The sequence below is a fragment of the Candidatus Zixiibacteriota bacterium genome, from assembly GCA_035574315.1.
GTDB lineage: Bacteria > Desulfobacterota > Binatia > UBA9968 > UBA9968 > DATLYW01.
The window spans coordinates 1-17252 of the sequence record DATLYW010000003.1; the positions used below are offsets into that span (position 1 = coordinate 1).

The 17252-nt window shown below is 65.8% G+C and carries 16 protein-coding genes and 1 pseudogene; 15 read left to right on the forward strand and 2 right to left on the reverse strand.

Annotated elements, in window-relative coordinates:
• The first annotated feature begins 235 nt into the window (after nt 1-235).
• The 13 genes and pseudogenes from VNN77_00075 (at nt 236) to VNN77_00135 (ending at nt 14081) form a co-directional block, all read left to right on the forward strand.
• The gene (locus VNN77_00075; GenBank protein ID HXG49788.1) at nt 236-1570 is read left to right on the forward strand and encodes a DUF1015 domain-containing protein; all 1335 of its coding nucleotides are present in this window, start codon (nt 236-238) and stop codon (nt 1568-1570) included.
• A gap of 124 nt (nt 1571-1694) precedes the next feature.
• Nucleotides 1695-2048, forward strand: coding sequence for an NADH-quinone oxidoreductase subunit A (gene ndhC, locus VNN77_00080; GenBank protein ID HXG49789.1), 354 nt, complete (start codon nt 1695-1697; stop codon nt 2046-2048).
• Nucleotides 2039-2499, forward strand: a pseudogene (locus tag VNN77_00085) (NADH-quinone oxidoreductase subunit C). Before ndhC ends, VNN77_00085 begins: the two are co-directional and overlap by 10 nt.
• Before the next feature lie 107 nt (nt 2500-2606).
• Nucleotides 2607-3797, forward strand: a complete 1191-nt coding sequence (locus VNN77_00090) for an NADH-quinone oxidoreductase subunit D (GenBank protein ID HXG49790.1) — start codon at nt 2607-2609, stop codon at nt 3795-3797.
• 76 nt (nt 3798-3873) lie between these two features.
• Complete coding sequence (locus tag VNN77_00095; GenBank protein HXG49791.1) at nt 3874-4347, forward strand: NAD(P)H-dependent oxidoreductase subunit E; 474 nt, start codon at nt 3874-3876, stop codon at nt 4345-4347.
• A 17-nt stretch (nt 4348-4364) separates the two neighbouring features.
• Complete coding sequence (gene nuoF / locus VNN77_00100; GenBank protein ID HXG49792.1) at nt 4365-5639, forward strand: NADH-quinone oxidoreductase subunit NuoF; 1275 nt, start codon at nt 4365-4367, stop codon at nt 5637-5639.
• A 28-nt stretch (nt 5640-5667) separates the two neighbouring features.
• Entirely contained in the window at nt 5668-7254 is a 1587-nt protein-coding gene (locus VNN77_00105; protein HXG49793.1) for a molybdopterin-dependent oxidoreductase, read from the forward strand.
• Nucleotides 7251-8390, forward strand: a complete 1140-nt coding sequence (locus VNN77_00110) for an NADH-quinone oxidoreductase subunit H (GenBank protein ID HXG49794.1) — start codon at nt 7251-7253, stop codon at nt 8388-8390. Before VNN77_00105 ends, VNN77_00110 begins: the two co-directional genes overlap by 4 nt.
• Nucleotides 8391-8394: 4 nt before the next feature.
• Nucleotides 8395-8886 (forward strand): NADH-quinone oxidoreductase subunit J, encoded by a 492-nt coding sequence (locus VNN77_00115; protein ID HXG49795.1) that lies wholly within the window; start codon nt 8395-8397, stop codon nt 8884-8886.
• 5 nt (nt 8887-8891) lie between these two features.
• A complete protein-coding gene (nuoK, locus tag VNN77_00120; protein ID HXG49796.1) occupies nt 8892-9194 on the forward strand; it encodes an NADH-quinone oxidoreductase subunit NuoK in 303 nt (100 codons plus the stop codon).
• The gene (nuoL, locus tag VNN77_00125; GenBank protein HXG49797.1) at nt 9188-11113 is read left to right on the forward strand and encodes an NADH-quinone oxidoreductase subunit L; all 1926 of its coding nucleotides are present in this window, start codon (nt 9188-9190) and stop codon (nt 11111-11113) included. Before nuoK ends, nuoL begins: the two co-directional genes overlap by 7 nt.
• Before the next feature lie 5 nt (nt 11114-11118).
• Entirely contained in the window at nt 11119-12642 is a 1524-nt protein-coding gene (locus VNN77_00130; GenBank protein ID HXG49798.1) for an NADH-quinone oxidoreductase subunit M, read from the forward strand.
• Nucleotides 12642-14081, forward strand: a complete 1440-nt coding sequence (locus VNN77_00135) for an NADH-quinone oxidoreductase subunit N (GenBank protein ID HXG49799.1) — start codon at nt 12642-12644, stop codon at nt 14079-14081. Before VNN77_00130 ends, VNN77_00135 begins: the two co-directional genes overlap by 1 nt.
• 28 nt (nt 14082-14109) lie before the next feature.
• Here the strand turns inward: VNN77_00135 and VNN77_00140 are convergent, their stop codons facing one another.
• Complete coding sequence (locus tag VNN77_00140; protein ID HXG49800.1) at nt 14110-14943, reverse strand: phosphodiester glycosidase family protein; 834 nt, start codon at nt 14941-14943, stop codon at nt 14110-14112.
• A 53-nt stretch (nt 14944-14996) separates the two neighbouring features.
• The gene (locus tag VNN77_00145) at nt 14997-15311 is read right to left on the reverse strand and encodes a nitroreductase family deazaflavin-dependent oxidoreductase (protein HXG49801.1); all 315 of its coding nucleotides are present in this window, start codon (nt 15309-15311) and stop codon (nt 14997-14999) included.
• A gap of 125 nt (nt 15312-15436) precedes the next feature.
• On the opposite strand from VNN77_00145, the gene VNN77_00150 reads away from it, so the two are divergent.
• Both VNN77_00150 and VNN77_00155 read left to right on the forward strand, forming a co-directional pair.
• Nucleotides 15437-16261: a dienelactone hydrolase family protein gene (locus tag VNN77_00150; protein HXG49802.1), complete on the forward strand. Its 825-nt coding sequence runs from the start codon at nt 15437-15439 to the stop codon at nt 16259-16261.
• An 8-nt stretch (nt 16262-16269) separates the two neighbouring features.
• A complete protein-coding gene (locus VNN77_00155) occupies nt 16270-17238 on the forward strand; it encodes an ABC transporter substrate-binding protein (GenBank protein ID HXG49803.1) in 969 nt (322 codons plus the stop codon).
• Nucleotides 17239-17252: the final 14 nt, after the last annotated feature.

Here is a 17252-nt window from a genome sequence, read left to right on the forward strand (position 1 = left end):
GCGACCTCATCGCGACCGGGAATCCCGACTCGCCGCAGTTTCAGCGGGCGCTCCAGCCCGGCGACCGCTTGAGAGCGGAGATCGAAGGGATCGGGGCGATGAACCTGGGGGTGGCGAAGGAGAGCTGAGGCCGCGCCCCGGAGCCCTTCTTCCGGCCCGAAGCATGACCGTATGAATCCTGCTTTCAGCGCGCGCGCCGGCGCTCATCCGGCCCGCCGCGCAAGGACGACCTGACATGGCCCGCATCGCCCCTTTCCGCGGCGTCTTCTACAACCCGAAAAAGATCCGCGATCTCTCCAAGGTGATCGCGCCGCCCTACGACGTGATCTCGCCGGAGGAGCAGGAGCGACTCCACCGCAAATCGCCCTACAACTTCGTGTGGCTCGATTTGAGCCGGGGGCCGGACGCCTACGCGGCGGCGGCGGGGCTGTTTCAGAGCTGGCAGAACGAAGGGATCCTGCAGCGCGATCCGGAACCGGCGGTCTATTTCCTGCGCCACGCCTTCTCCCTCAAGGACGGCGAGCGCAGGGAGCGCCTGGGATTCTTCGCGCTCGCGCGGCTCCAGGATTTCGCCGACGGCGACATCCGGCCGCATGAAAAGACGCTGGAGGCGCCGAAGCAGGACCGGCTGCGATTGATGATCGCCTGCAACGCTCAGCTGAGCCCCATCTTCGCCCTCTACGCGGAGCGCAAACAGGCGATCAACCAGATGCTGGCCGAGCGCGTCGAGGGCGTGGCGCCGCGGCTCGAGGTCAAGACCGACGCAGGCGAGGAGTGCCGCCTGTGGTCGGTCACCGACGCCGACCTGATCCGCGAAATCCGAAGAGCGATGCAGGAACAGCCGCTGATCATCGCCGACGGCCATCACCGCTACGAGGCCGCGCTCGCCTACCGGGACCGATGTCGCGCCGAGCGTCCCGAAGCGAGCGGCCGGGAAGCGTTCAACTACGTGATGGCTTACTTCGCCAACGCCCACGACGAGAACGTGGTCATCCTGCCGACGCACCGGCTGGTCCGCGGCTACGCTCCGCAGCCCTTTCTCCGGCTCGAGGAGACGCTGCAAAAATATTTCTACATCGAGCCCTATCCGAAGACTCCGGAGGGGCGGCGCTGGTTCCTCAAGGCGCTGGAAAGCGGCAGGAAGAAGCACCGCCTGGTCGGAGCGAGCTTCAAGCGGGACCCGCGTTATCTCATACTGCGGCTCAAGAACAAGCGCATCATGCAGCGCCTGGCGAAGGATCTGAGCGCGCCGCTGCGCGAGCTCGACGTCACGCTGCTCCACCGCCTGATCCTGGAAACCATCCTCGGGCTTGACCCGCAGCGACAGGCGAGCGGCGAGACCATCCGCTACTCGCAGGACGCCGACGCGGTGCTCGACGCGCTGGAAAAGGAAGACTACCAGGCGGCCTTCATCCTCGCTCCGCCGAACGCCGAGGACGTTCTCACGGTCGCGCACAGCGGCGAGACGATGCCGCAGAAGTCGACCTACTTCTATCCCAAGCTTCCCTCGGGGCTGATCGTCAACAAGATCGATCCCGACGAGGCGATCGACGACGAGCCGGTCGGATAACTCTCCGCGAGGTGGTTTTCTTGACAACCAGCCGCTTTTCCCATAAGAAAAATTTCGTATTCCTGTCGTAATCCATACCCCCGAAAAGGCGGTATGGGTTTTTTTTGAAGCGCGGCCGCCGCCGATGGATCACCCTTATTTCTCGCTCCTGGTCCTCTTTATCTTCGCCGGCATCGTCGTTTCGGCCCTGCTGCTGGTCGCCAAGGTCGGGCCGAAGAGCAGCAATCCGGCGAAAGCGGAGCCGTTCGAATCCGGCAACCCCGCCAGGGGAGACGCCCGCGTCCGGTTCTCGGTGCGCTTCTACCTGGTGGCGATGTTGTTCCTGATCTTCGATCTCGAGGTGGTCTTCCTCTATCCCTGGGCGATCGCTTTCCGCGACCTCGGTCTCTTCGGCCTGGTTCAGATGGGCATCTTCCTCCTCATTCTCACCATCGGCTACATTTACGCTTGGAAAAAGGGCGCGTTGGAGTGGAACTGACGCCGAATCTGGAGACCGTCCGGGCGCTGCTCGGAGCCAGGGTGCTCGAAACCGGCGAGTTCCGCGGCCAGGAGAGCGTCGTCCTCGAGCGCGAGGGGCTCCGCGAGAGCTTCCGCCGGCTGAAGGAAGAGCTCCGCCCCGGCTTCGACTTCCTGGTGGACATCACCGCGGTCGATTACTGGCGCAAAAAGGAGCCGCGCTTCGAGCTGGTCTATCACCTCGCTTCCCTGACCGCGCGCCGGCGGCTGCGCGTCAAGGTGCCGGTGCCCGAGGCGGACCCTTCCGCGGACTCGCTCACGCCGCTGTGGGCCGCCGCCAACTGGCTCGAGCGCGAGGTGTGGGACCTCTTCGGCATCCGCTTCAACGGCCATCCCGATCTGCGACGCATTCTCCTCTACGAGGAGTTCCAGGGCCACCCGCTGCGCAAGGACTACCCGGTGAACCTGGTCCAGCCGAGAGTCCCGGAAAGAAAGGTCGAGGGCACGTTCGTCGACGAGCGCTCGCGCAACAAGCTGCTCCGGCTGGAGCAGAGCCTCGGCGGCAAAGTGGTGATTCGCGATGACGGCTGAGGGCACCGATCTTCCCCTCGAAACCATGGAGCTGCAGATGGGCCCGTCCCATCCCGCGACCCATGGCACGATCAAGTTCAACCTCAGGCTCGAGGGCGAAAGAGTGCTCGACTGCGACGTCGAAGTCGGCTACCTGCACCGCGGCTTCGACAAGAGCTGCGAGAACGCCACCTGGACCCAGGTCATCCCCTACACCGACCGGCTGAACTACGCCTCGCCGCTGATCAACAACGTCGGCTACGCGCTCGCCGTCGAGAAGCTGATCGGCATCGAGGCGCCGCCGCGCTGCCAGTTCATCCGCGTGATCGCGAGCGAGCTGTCGCGCATCTACGATCACCTGACCTGCTGCGGCATGGCCGCCTCCGAGCTGGGAGCGATCACGGCCGGCTTCTACATGATCGAAGCGCGCGAGCTGATCATGCGCGCCATCGAGGTCTTGACCGGCGCGCGCCTCACGGTCACCTACGTCCGGATCGGGGGCGTCAAGCACGACCTGCCGGCGGGATTCCGGGAAAGGGTCGAGCGCGCGTTCGCGATCATCCGCAGGCTGCTCGACGACTGCGACCGGCTCCTCTCGCGCAACCGCATCTTCATCGACCGCATGTCGGGTGTGGGCGTGATCTCCGCCGAGACCGCGCTCGCCTACGGCCTGACCGGCCCGATCCTGCGCTCGACCGGCGTGAGCTACGACGTGCGCAAGGCCCATCCCTATCTGGTCTACGACCAGCTCGAGTTCGACGTTCCGCTGGGGAGCCGCGGCGACAACTACGACCGCTTCGTCTGCCGTATCCAGGAGATCGAGCAGAGCATGAGGATCGTCGAGCAGGCCTTCCGCAATCTGCCGGTCGGACCGGTCTGGATCGACGATCCCCGGTTCGTCCTGCCGGAGAAGGAAAAAGTCTACAACAGCATCGAAGGGTTGATGCATCATTTCAAGATCATCATGGAAGGAATCCAGGTGCCGCCGGGCGAGATCTATTTTCCCGTCGAGGGCGGCAACGGCGAGCTGGGATTCTATCTCGTGAGCGACGGCGGCGGGCGCCCCTATCGGGTGCGGGTCCGCCCCCCCTGCTTCATCGCGATGGGCGCCTTCCACGAGATGATCAAGGGTCACATGCTCGCCGACATCATCCCGACCTTCGGCATGGTCAACATGATCGGCGGCGAGTGCGACCGCTAGCGAGGACCGCGTGGAACAGGCTCCGTGTTCGTTCGTGCATCCGGCCTCGCCCGCGATTTGCGCCGGACGGTGAGAGATGGCTCTGGAATTTTCCGCCGCAGCGCTGAAGGAGTTCGAGGCGACGCTGGCCCGCTATCCGAAAAAGGAAGCGGCGATGCTTCCGGTCCTGCGCCTGGCCCAGAGGGAGTTCGGCTGCCTGACCCCGGAAGCGATCGAGTACGTGGCGCGCCTCATGGGCCAGCCCCCGGCGCGGGTCCACGGCACCGTGAGCTTCTACACGATGCTCAACACGCGGCCGATCGGCCGCCACCACATCCAGGTGTGCCGGACGCTGCCCTGTGCCCTGCGCGGCGCGGCCCGCATCACCCGCTTCCTGAAAAAGGAGCTGGGCATCGAGGTCGGCCAGACGACCCCGGACGGGCGGTTCACGCTTTCCGAGGTGGAGTGCCTCGCGTCGTGCGGCACCGCGCCGATGATGCAGATCGACGACGACTATCACGAGAACCTCACCGAAGAGAGAGTGGCGGAAATCCTGCGCCGGCTGAAATAGCGGGGGCTCGAGCCCGGATGGAAAAGATCCTGCTACGCAACATCGACGTTCCCGATTCGCGGTCGCTGGCGGTCTACCGCTCGCGCGGCGGCTACGGCGCGTGGGAGCAGGTTCTTCGGGACATGACGCCCGCGCGGGTCATCGACGAGGTCAAAGCCTCGGGGCTGCGGGGCCGCGGCGGCGCGGGGTTCCCCACCGGCATGAAGTGGAGCTTCGTGCCCAAGGACAGCCCCAAGCCGAAGTACCTCGTCTGCAACGCCGACGAGAGCGAGCCCGGAACTTTCAAGGACCGCCTGCTGATCGAGCGCGATCCGCACGCGATCATCGAGGGGACGCTGATCGCCGCCTACGCCATCCAGTCGCACACCGCGTTCGTCTACATCCGCGGCGAGATGGCGCGCGGCGCCGAGATCCTCGAGCGCGCCGTCGGGGAGGCGGCGGCGGCCGGCTACATCGGCAGGAACGTCCTGGGGTCGGGCTACGACATCGACGTCATCGTCCACCGGGGCGCTGGCGCTTACATCTGCGGCGAGGAGACCGCGCTGCTCTCCTCGCTCGAAGGCGGCCGGGGCTGGCCCAAGGTGAAGCCGCCGTTCCCCGCCACCCACGGCTTGTTCGGCTGCCCGACGGTGGTGAACAACGTCGAGACGCTCGCCGCGGTGCCCTGGATCATCGCCAACGGCGCGGCGAAGTACGCCGCTCTCGGAACCGAAAAGAGCAAGGGGACCAAGCTCTTCAGCGTGAGCGGCCACATCTCGCGGCCGGGGGTCTACGAGCTCGAGATGGGCTACCCGTTCAAGAAGTTCCTCGAGGAGGACTGCGGCGGGGTTCCGGGCGGGCGCAGGCTCAAGGGCGTGATCCCGGGAGGCGCGTCGATGCCGGTGCTGCTCCCCGAAGAGATCGAGAAGGTCAACCTCGACTACGAGTCGGTCCAGGCGGCGGGCAGCCTGCTGGGCTCGGGCGGAGTGATCGTGATGGACGACACCACCTGCATGGTGCGGGCGGCGTGGAACATCGCCCGTTTCTTTGCGCACGAATCGTGTGGGCAGTGTACTCCCTGCAGGGAGGGCTGCCACTGGATGGAAAAGATCTTCCACCGCGTCGAGCGCGGCGAGGGGCGCAGCGGCGACCTCGACCTGATCCTGAGCGTTAGCGCCAACATCATGGGCAACACCATCTGCCCGTTCGGCGACGCGGCGGCGATGCCCGCAGCCGCGTTCATCCGGAAGTACCGCGCCGAGTTCGAGGAGCATATCGCGCAGAAAAGATGCACCGTGGGCGGGGACTGGTGAATCCGGTCTCGTCCCGGGCCGAACGACCATGGATCCGGTAAAGATCACCATCGACGGCAGGGAAGTGACGACCGCCAAGGGCAAGACCGTCATCCAGGCGGCGGCCGATGCGGGCATCCTCATCCCGCACTACTGCTACCATCCGAAGCTCCCGATCGCCGGTAACTGCCGGATGTGCCTGGTGGAGATCGAGAAGATGCCCAAGCTCCAGATCGCCTGCAACACGCAGGTGGCCGAGGGCATGGCGGTGCTCACAGGCAGCCCGAAGGTGCTCGCGGCGCGCAAGGCGGTGATGGAGTTCCTGCTGATCAACCATCCCCTGGACTGCCCGATCTGCGACCAGGCCGGCGAGTGCTGGCTGCAGGATTACTACATGAAGCACGATCTGCAGCCGAGCCGCTTCGCCGAGAGGAAGGAGCACGAGCGCAAGCGGGAGATCTTCGGGCCGAACGTGGTCTTCGACGGCGAGCGCTGCATCAAGTGCACGCGCTGCGTCCGCTTTCTCCAGGAGGTGACGGGCACAGGGGAACTCACGGTCGTCAACCGGGGCGACCGGTCCACGATCGCGCTGTTCCCCGGAACGGTGCTCGACAACCCGTTCTCCGCGAACGTCAACGATCTCTGCCCTGTAGGGGCGCTCACCGACCGGGACTTCCGCTTCAAGGTCCGGGTCTGGTACCTGCAGAAGACCCCCTCGATCTGCCCCGGGTGCAGCACGGGCTGCAACGTGAGCGTGGAGAGCTACCAGAACCGCATCGCCCGCTTCAAGCCGCGCGTCAACGAGGAAGTGAACAGCTACTGGCTGTGCGACGAAGGGCGGTACTGCTTCCACGAGCTGACCGAGGGCGAGCGGCTGACCGGGCCGCTGGTCCGCCAGGAGGGCGGACTCGCTCCGGCCACATGGGAGGAGGCGCTGCAGGTGGTTCTGCGCGGCCTGCGCGCCGTGCCGGCGCTGGCCGGCATTCTCTCCGGCCGAAACACCAACGAAGAGGCGTTCCTGTTCGCTCGGCTCATGCGGCGGATCGCCCCCGGCGCTTCGCTCGCCGTCGCCTACCGCGAGCGCACGCTGGACGCGGTCCAGAAGATCCTCATGAGCCCGGATCGCTCGCCGAACTTCCGCGGCGCCCGCGACATGGGGGTCGACTCGGACGGAGCTTTCGACGGGCTGCTGCGGCGGCTTTGCGACGGCGCCTTCGGCGCCGCCTACGTGGTCGGCGAAGAGCCGGAGCGCTACGGCGACGCGGGAGCGATCCGCGCGGCGCTCGAGCGGCTTTCCTTCCTCGTGGTCCAGGACACCCGCATGACCGAGACCGCCCGGCTCGCCCACGTGGTGCTTCCCGCCACCCATTTCGGCGAGAAAGAGGGCACCTACACCAACCGTCGCGGCCGCGTCCAGAAGCTCAACCCCGCCGTCGTGCCGCCGCCCGGCGCCCTGCCCGACAGCGAGATCTTCCGCCGGCTGCTGGAGCGGGCGGGCGAGAAAGCCTCCTTCCGCGCGCCGGCCGAGATCTTCGCGGCGATCGCCGCCGAGGTTCCGGCCTATCGGGGGCTCACCTACGAGAAGATCGGCGAGCGCGGAATCCCCCTCTCCGAAACGGAGGCTCGAGGGGCATGATGGTCGACATCGCCATCGTCGCGGCCAAGGCCTTCGTGGTGCTCTTCATGGTGCTCAACATGGCCGGGGTGCTCGGCTGGATCGAGCGCAAGGGAAGCGCGCTCATCCAGGACCGGATCGGCGCCAACCGCGCCTCGGTGCTGGGCTTCGCCGGGATGGGGCTGGTCAACACCCTGCTCGCCGATCCGATCAAGTTCCTGACGAAAGAGGACTTCGTGCCGCCGCGCGGCGACCGCATCCTGCACACGCTGGCCCCGTGCATGGCGCTTTTCCCCGCTCTGGTCACCTTCGCGGTCATCCCCTTCGGCGACGTGCTCGTGATCGGCGACCGGGTGATCAACCTTCAGGTCGCCGCCCTCGACGTCGGCATCCTGTACGCCTTCGCGATGGGCTCGCTCGGCGTCTACGGTATCGTGATCGGCGCCTGGGCCTCGAACAACAAGTTCTCGCTGCTCGGCGGCGTGCGCGGCTCCGCGCAGATGATCTCCTACGAAGTCGCCATGGGGCTGTCGGTGATCGGCATCCTGATGGTGTACGGGACCTTCGACCTGCAGGAGATCGCGCGCGGCCAGGGCGCGCTCCTGCGCGATCATCTTCCGGCGTCGTGGGAATGGCTTACGGCCGCATTCGGCTGGCTCCCGGCCTGGGGCGTCTTTCTTCAGCCGCTCGCCTTTCTGCTGTTCTTCACGGCCGCCGTCGCCGAGACCAAGCGCGTGCCCTTCGACCTGCCTGAAGGCGAGTCCGAGATCATCGCCGGCTATCACACCGAGTACTCCGGCGCCAAGTTCCTCATGTTCTTCGCCGGGGAGTTCGCCGAGATCGTGACCGCCTCCGGGCTGGTCGTGACGCTGTTCTTCGGCGGCTGGCAGGTCCCGTACCTCGCGCGCGACGGCTTTCATTTTCCCTGGGGCGCGGCGGTGGCGCTGCCCCAGGCGGCGGTCGCGACGCTCCAGGTCGGCGCCTTCATCCTCAAGGTGATCTTCTTCTGCTGGCTGCAGATCCTGTTGCGCTGGACCCTGCCTCGGTTTCGCTACGATCAGGTCATGCGCCTCGGCTGGAAGATGCTCCTGCCGCTGGCCCTGGTCAACGTGACCGCAACGGCGTTCGCAGTCCTCTATTTCCAACGTTCCGGTTAGCGGTATGGGTGGAGAGCTTCTTTTCTGGGTTCTCGCGGTGCTCCTCGTCGGTGCCGCGTTGCTCGTGGTTTTTCTGCCGAACGTCGTCCACGGCGCCATGGCGCTGGTGGCGGCACTGTTCCTCACCGCGGTCCTGTTCCTGACGCTTCAGGCTCCGATGGTCGGGGTGCTGCAGGTGCTGGTTTACGCCGGCGCCGTCATGGTGCTGTTTCTCTTCGTGATCATGTTCCTGAGTCCGCGCGCGCTCGAGCCCCGGCAATCGATCGCGCGCGCCGCAGGGCTCGTCGGCGCCGCGCTGCTGGCCGTGGTCCTGGCGGCCCTGCTCCTGGACCGCTCCCTGGCCACCGCTCCCCAGCCGCTTTCCGATCCGTTCGGCAGCCCGCGGGAGTTGGCGAAGAGCCTGTTCCACGATTTCGTTCTGCCCTTCGAGATCGCATCGGTGCTGCTGCTGGTGGCGATCGTGGGGGCGGTCGTATTGGCGAAGCGGGAGGACTGAGGACGATGGTACCGCTCCCCTACTATCTGCTGCTGAGCGCCGCGCTCTTCGCGATCGGCGTTCTGGGCGTGCTGGTCCGCCGCAACCTGATCGTCGTGCTGATGTCGATCGAGCTGATGCTCAACGCGGTGAACCTCACGTTCGTCGCGTTCGCCCGCTTTCACGGCTCGATGGACGGGCAGGTCATCGTCTTTTTCGTCATGGCTGTCGCGGCGGCCGAGGCGGTCGTCGGGCTCGCCATCGTGATCGCGGTCTTCCGTCACCGCCAGAGCCTCGATCCCCAGGAGATGCAGCTGCTCAAATGGTAGCCCCGCATCCAACCCCGGCCGAACTGGATCTGCTGCGCTGGATCCCTTTCCTTCCCTTGCTCGGGACCGTTCTGAACCTGGCGCTCGGCGCGCGCCTGGGGCGGCGGGCGGCCGGCTGGCTCGCCACGCTCGCGGTGGCGGCCTCTTTCGGCCTCTCGCTCTATGTCTTCCTCGAGCTCTCCGCGACCGCCGCTTTCCGCGACCGCGTCTACACCTGGATCCAATCCGGCTCGTTTCGGGCCGACCTCTCCCTTCAGGTCGACGCGCTCGCAGCTGTCATGCTGCTGGTCGTGACCGGCATCGGCGCTCTCATCCATCTCTATTCCATCGGCTACATGGGCCACGACGAGGACGCGGTCCGCTTCTTCGCTTACCTGAACCTGTTCGTGTTCTTCATGCTGCTGCTCGTGATGGCCGACAACCTGCTCCTGCTGTTCGTCGGCTGGGAGGGAGTCGGGCTGTGCTCCTATCTGCTGATCGGCTTCTGGTATCGCGATCCGGCGAACGCGACCGCCGCCAACAAGGCGTTCATCGTCAACCGCATCGGTGATTTCGGCTTCATCCTGGGAATCCTCCTGGCCGTGACCGAGCTGGGGCGCGGCGGCGTCTGGACGCTCGATTTCGCGCAGATGCAGGCCAACGTGGGATTGCTCGCGCCCGCAAAGCTCACGCTCATCACCCTGCTCCTCTTCGCCGGGGCGACCGGCAAGTCGGCCCAGATTCCGCTCTTCGTCTGGTTGCCCGACGCGATGGCCGGCCCGACCCCGGTGAGCGCCCTGATCCATGCGGCGACGATGGTGACGGCCGGGGTCTACATGATCGCCCGGCTGCACTTCCTGTTCGCGCTCGCTCCGCTCACCCTCTCCCTGATCGCCCTCGTCGGCGGCGCCACGGCTTTCTTCGCGGCCACCATCGCCCTTGCGCAAAACGACATCAAACGCGTCCTGGCCTATTCCACCGTGAGCCAGCTCGGCTACATGTTCCTCGCGGCCGGCGCAGGCGCCTTCTCCGCGGCGATCTTCCATCTCTTCACTCACGCGTTCTTCAAGGCCTGTCTGTTCCTCGGCTCGGGAAGCGTCATCCATGCGCTCGGCGGCGAGCAGGACATGCGTAAGATGGGCGGCCTGAAGCCTCACTTGCCGCGCACCTACTGGACCTATCTCGTCGCCACGCTGGCGATCGCCGGCGCGCCGCTGACCGCGGGCTTTTTCTCCAAGGACATGATCCTCTGGCAGCTCTTCCAGCGCGGCTGGCACGGCCTGTGGCTGCTCGGGCTGATCACCGCCGGTCTCACCGCGTTCTACATGTTCCGCCAGCTCTTCATGGTCTTTCACGGCGCGTGCAGGGCCGAACCCGAGGTGCGGGCGCGCCTCCACGAGTCGCCCGCCGTGATGACGGTGCCGCTGATCGTCCTCGCCCTCGGCTCGATCTTCAGCGGCTGGCTGGGCGCCCCCGACTACCTCTGGGGAAGCCGCTGGGACGCCTGGCTCCGCCCGGTTTTCGGCGGACACCCCGCCGGCGAGCACGGCGACCTGGGAGCGGAGATTCTCACCACGCTGCTTACGCTCTCAGTGGTCGCCGCGGCGATCTATCTCGCCTACCTGTGCTACGGCCGGGCCGCGGCGGCGGCGGACCCGCTGAGCACGCTGGGCGCTCCCTACCGGCTGCTCGCCGGCAAGTACTACGTCGACGAGATCTACGACCTCCTTTTCGTTCGACCGTTCACCGCAATCTCGCGCTGGCTCGCCGAGGTTTGCGATCCCGGGCTGGTGGACGGCGCGGTCAACGGCATAGCGGCGGTCGCTCGCGGCCTCAGCGAGGCATGGCGCGAGCTTCAAACCGGCAACGTCCAGCACTATCTTCTCGGCTTTCTCGCGGGGACGCTCGTGCTCCTCGCCTATTATCTCGGCCGGATTTGACGACGATGTCCACGCTCACCTTCGGTCCACTCACCTGGCTTCTCCTGCTGCCCGTGGTCGGGGCCGCGTTGCTTCTCTTTATCCCGCGCGACCGCAAGGGGGCGCTTTACGCCTTGTCGCTCCTCTTTACCCTGGCGGCCTTCTCCTGGTCGCTTCGCATCTTCGCCCTGTTCGACGAAGCACAGGGGCGGATGCAGCTCGTCGAGAGGCTCCCTTGGATGCCGGCCTACGGCATCGAGTACGCCGTCGGCATCGACGGCATCAGCCTTTTCCTGGTGCTGCTGACGACGTTTCTCATGCCCGTCGCGGTTCTCGCCTCCTGGCCGGTCCGGGAGCGCGTCAAAGAGTATCTTTTCTTCATGCTCGTGCTCGAAACCGGGATGCTGGGGGCGTTCCTCGCGCTCGATCTGTTCCTCTTCTACGTCTTCTGGGAAGTGATGCTCGTCCCGATGTACTTCCTGATCGGAATCTGGGGCGGGCCGCGCAGGATCTACGCGGCGCTGAAGTTCGTGATCTACACGATGGCCGGAAGCCTGCTCATGCTGGTGGCGATCATCTACCTCGTCATGCGCCACGCGCATCTCGCCCAGACGCTGACCTTCAGCCTGCTCGAGATCTACGAGCTGCGCCTTCCCTACGACGAGCAGCTCTGGCTGTTCCTCGCCTTCGCGCTTTCTTTCGCCATCAAGGTGCCGATGTTTCCCTTCCACACCTGGCTGCCCGACGCCCACGTGGAGGCGCCGACCGCCGGCTCGGTGATCCTCGCCGCGGTCCTGCTGAAGATGGGGACCTACGGCTTTCTCCGCTTCGCGATGCCTCTTTTCCCCGAGGTGGCGCTGGCCGCCGCGCCGTTCGTGATCGCGATGGCGGTCATCGGGATCGTCTACGGCGCGGCGGTCGCCATGATGCAGGCCGACATCAAAAAGCTCGTCGCCTACTCGTCGGTGAGCCACCTGGGCTTCGTCATGCTCGGCCTGTTCGCCTTCAACACCCAGGGTGTCCAGGGAAGCCTCTACCAGATGCTCAATCACGGCCTTTCCACGGGCGCACTCTTCCTGCTCGTCGGCATGATCTATGACCGCCGCCACAGCCGGCTGATCGAGGATTTCGGCGGGCTCTGGGCGCAAGTCCCGGTATTTTCGGCTCTGCTGATGGTGGTGACGCTCTCGTCGATCGGCCTGCCGGGGCTGAACGGCTTCGTCGGCGAGTTCCTGATTCTGCTCGGCGCCTTCGGCGCGGCGCCGGGCTGGACGGCGGTCGCGGCGACGGGAATGATCCTGAGCGCGGTCTACATGTTGTGGATGTTTCGCCGCGTGATCTTCGGCCCGCTCGCCAATCCCGAAAACCGCAAGCTCGCGGACTTGAACGCCCGGGAGCTTGTCTTGATGGCGCCGATCCTCGTCTTGATCGTTTTCATGGGAGTCTATCCCGATCCGTTTCTCAGGCGGATGGGACCGTCCGTGCAGCTGACGCTCGACCGGATCGCTGCGGCCGCCCGGGCGCAACACGGAGGAGCCGCGGCACAGTGATGGATCTCGACCTCACTCCGCTTCTTCCTGCGATCCAGGTGGGGCTGGCGGCTCTGGTCGTCATGCTGCTCGACCTTTTTCTCAAGGATCACGAGCGAAACCTGCTCGTCTGGGCCGCGCTGCTGGGCCTGGCCCTCGGCTCGTTCGAGGCCTGGACTCTGTGGAACGGCCAGGAAGCCGCCTTCGGCGAAACCCTGCTGGTCGACAACTTCACGCTGTTCTTCACGCAGCTCTTCGCCGCCGCCGCCGCCGCGACGATCCTCGTATCGGTGCGATACGTGCGGGAGACGGGCATGCGCGAGGGGGAGTTCTATTCGCTGATTCTGTTCGCCACCGCCGGCATGATCGTCATGGCCGGCGCGAACGACCTGATCGTCTTCTTCCTCGGCCTCGAGACCATGTCGGTGGCGGTTTACATCCTTTCGGGGATGAGACGAGACCGCCGCGAGTCGAGCGAGGCGGCGATGAAGTATTTCGTGATCGGCGCCTTCGCCACCGGTTTTCTGCTCTACGGCATCGCGCTCGTCTACGGCGCCACGGGCTCGACCCACCTCGGCCGCGTCGCCGCTTACCTCCTGCAGTCGCCGGAAAAGTGGCCGGGATATCTGACCGCCGGGGCGTTCCTGCTCTTGATCGGGCTCGCCTTCAAGGTCGGCGCCGTCCCGTTCCATTTCTGGATTCCCGACGTATACGAAGGCGCGCCCACCCCCGTGACCGGCTTCATGTCCGTCGCCGTCAAGGCGGCGGCCTTCGCCGCATGGGTGCGTATTCTCGCGCACTCGCTCTCGCCTCTCGACAGCGATTTTGCAACCCCCCTGCGCCTGCTCGCGATCGCCACCATGACGATCGGCAATCTGCTCGCGATCACGCAGCCGAGCGTCAAGCGGATGCTCGCCTACTCCAGCATCGCCCACGCTGGCTATCTGCTGATCGCCCTCGTCTCCGGCGAGGAATGGGGCGGCCCCTCGCTGCTCTTCTATCTGCTCGCCTACTCGCTGATGACCCTGGGAGCCTTTGCGGTTCTTACCGGCCTCGCCGAGAAGGAGCGACCAAACGAGGAGTACGCGCGGCTGGCCGGCCTGGGCTTCAAGCGCCCGTTTCTCGCCGCGGCGATGTCGCTGTTCATGCTGTCGCTAGCAGGCTTTCCGCCGCTGGCGGGCTTCACCGGCAAGTTCTACGTCTTTCGCTCCGCCGTCCATTCCGGCCACACGGACCTCGCCGTGATCGGCGTTCTCAACAGCCTGCTGTCGGTCGTCTACTATCTCCGCGTGATCGTGATGATGTACATGGTCGAAGGGGGAGCGGAGGGAAGATCGTTGCGGCAGGCTCCCTGCCTCTACCTGGCGGTAGGTCTTGCCGCGGCCAGCACGCTCTACCTGGGCGTGCTGCCGTCGGCCGCGCTGGAATGGAGCCGCCTCTCTTTCTTCTCCCTGTTCTAGGGCCGTCCAAGGCGCGTGACGCGCGGCCCTACGGCAGGCCGTTCCTGGCGAAAAAGCCGATCGCGACCGGAATTTCCGCCACCCCGCGGACGAACGACTCCAGGCCCCTCGCCTTGAGGTAAAGCTGAGCCGAGCCGCCGCCGTCGAGGTTGAGAAGATCGATCGTCTTTAGCTCCCACCGCTTTTCCGAGAAGATCTCCTGGAGCTCGCCCCAGTAAGCTCCGCCCAGCAGCACGTCCGTAACGCCGACGATCAGGCGCTGCTCCTCGTCGACGCCGATCACTGCGCGGCGGCTGGCCCGCCCCCAACCGCGGGCCGGCTCCAGTACCCGCCCGCGACTCAACAGCAGCGGCCCGGACTGCATCGCTTCCTCGGTCCCCTCCGGTTGGAACTCGTCGCGGTGAACGATGAACGGCGCCCCCTCCCGGACTCCGAAGATTCCGGTCAGCAGAGCGCTTCGCGAAACCGCCGGGTTGATCTCGCGGCCACCGGTCTTGAGGAAACCAAGAGCCCTTCCGTTCTCATCGAAGTAGCTGCCGTTGACGGCGGCGAGGGCCCCGCTCTTTTCCGCGAGCGTTTTGACATCGGCCCCTTTAAGCTGATAACGGCTGCTGTGGATCAGTCGGGGCGCAACCCAGCGCGGGTCGAGCCGTACGAGCTTGAGCTCAAAAGAATATCTGGGATCGAGCCGCTCGAGCAAAAGCGCGCGAACTTCAACGCCTTTTTCAACCGGCTTCCAGCTGCCTCCATTGAGGACCCTGAGGCCCGAGCCGCTCTGGGCCGGCGGGCCGCCGGGGAGCGCGGGGAACGTCGCCGCGGCGGCGGTCAAGAGAAAAAGAAAGGTCGCGAGGCGAGGCGCCAACGTGCTCTACAGTATCAAAACCGTTCGGCGATGAAAAACGCTGACCGGACCTGCTATCGCGGCGTCATCTCGAAGACGACGCGGTCGAGGGACGCGGGAGAGCCGCGCAGCGCGAGGATGCTCCGGCGCAATTCCTCGTCCGTCACCCTGCCGGCGACGCACGGGACTCGACGTCTCCCGACCGAAACCTCCACGGCCGGGTTCGCGATCAGGTTCCGGCACCAGTGTTTGGCCTCGATACGGCTCGAAGAAGCGTAGAAGCGGCCGCCGCGGTAGACGAGGCGCAGCTCGACGGTTCGCGGCAACCCCGTTTTTCTCCCCACGGTCGTGAGGCGCCCCACGAAGACCTCGCCTCCCTCCAGATTCACGGCCGCAGTATAGGCCGGCGCGGGGACCCGGGCAATCTTTGGATCTTTACCTCGACCGTTCACCTGCGGTAAGCTTGGCGGAAAAAAACTCTGGCAAGGGCACGATTGTCGCAACTGGAGGCTTCATGGCGGCGAAGAAAAGCGCGCTCCCGTCCTATTCCCCGGTCAGCATCGCGAACCGCATAAGCGGCGTCCGGGCGGCTCCCAAAGCCAAGGGGAACCGGCCGGCGGTCATCCTGCTTCATGAGCGTTACGGGATCGATCAGCATACCAGGGATCTCACCGTCAAGCTCGCGGCTGCCGGCTTCGTCGGCGTCGCTCCGGACCTGTTTTCCCGCTTCACCGGAGACCGCAAGGCGCTGCAACGCGGCGACGTGCGCGTCGAGCTGCGCGACGACGAGGTGCTGCAGGATCTGGGTGACGTGATGAACTATCTCAAGAGAAGCCGGGGCGTGGATGCCTCGCGGATCGGCGTCATCGGGGTTTGTCAGACGGGGCGTCAGGCGCTCCTGCTCGCCGCCCATCGCACCGACATCGCGGCCTCGGTGGTCCTTTACGGCGCCATCGGCGGCAAGGAATGGCAGACCAACGAAATGCGCCCGGAGCCGGTCGAGCGCCTGGTGGAAAATTGCACCTGCCCGGTGCTGGGGGTCTTTGGCGAGGCCGACCATATCATCTCGATCGACGACGTGCTCCGGTTTCGCGGCTGTCTCGAACAGGCGAAGAACTCCTACCACGTCCGCATCTATCGCGACGCGCCCCACGGCTGGCTCAACGACACGATGCCCGGCCGCTACCGTAAGCAGCAGGCCAACCATGCCTGGAATCTGATCGTCTCGTTCCTCAAGAAGTCCTTCGACGACGGGTGGGATCCCGACCGCGTCTCCTGGACCTTCGAGAGCAACTTCTCCGTGGACTACGACTTCTCGAAGAACGTGCGCCTGGCGTAAGCGTCGCGATGAGAGCAGCCTTCCTCCCCGTTGCAGCTTTTCCGGTTGTTCTTGCGCTCGCCGCGGCCGTCGGGCTCGCAGCCCCCTGCGCCGCAGCGCAGCGGATCGTCATCGGCACTCCCAGCCACGGCCTTTTCGAGTTTCCGGCGGTGATCGCCATCCGCAGGGGATTTTATCGGGCCGAAGGGCTGGAGGTGGACAAGGTGCAGATGCAACCCCAGCTCGCGGTGAAGGCGCTGGTTTCTGGCGACGTCGATTACCTGCTCGCCTGGGGATCGGCGGTGCGAGCCGCCGTCAGCGGAGTCCCCATCAAGGCCGTGGCCGGCCTCGCCGCCCGGCCGCTTCACGTCCTGATCGCGCGCCCCGAAATCAAGGGCCCCGGGGACCTGAAGAACAAGACCATCGGCGTCGATTCCGTCGCCGGGACGGTCGACTACCTGTCGCGCGTGGCGGTCCGCCACTTCCGGCTCGAGCCCGATCGGGACGTCAGGATCATCGTGACCGGAGAAAGCCCGCTTCGCCTTGCGGCGATCCGCGCCGGTTCAATCGACGCGACGCCGATCGACGTCGCCTTCGCGGTGAAGGCGGAGGAAGAAGGCTTCAACCGACTGCTCTACCTCGGCGATATCATCGAGCTGCCGCTTTCCGGGATCGCCGTCACGGAAACGAAGCTCCAGAACCGGCGCGACGAGGTCAAAAAGGTGATCCGGGCGACGCTTCGAGGCACGCGTTTCATGAAGCAGAACCGCGACGAGACCGTGCGCATGCTTTCCGATTACCTCCGCATCACGCCGTCGCAAGCCGCCAGAGCGTACGACGCGGCGGTGACTTCGTTCACGGACGACGGCATCATCTCCGATCACGGCCTGAGGCTCGACGTGCAGCTGGCGAAGGAACGGCTGAAGACGACCCGGGAAATCCCCTTGAACCGTCTCGCCGACTGGAGTTTAGTAAAGGAGATCCAAGCGGGACGATGAGGGGGGACCGGCCG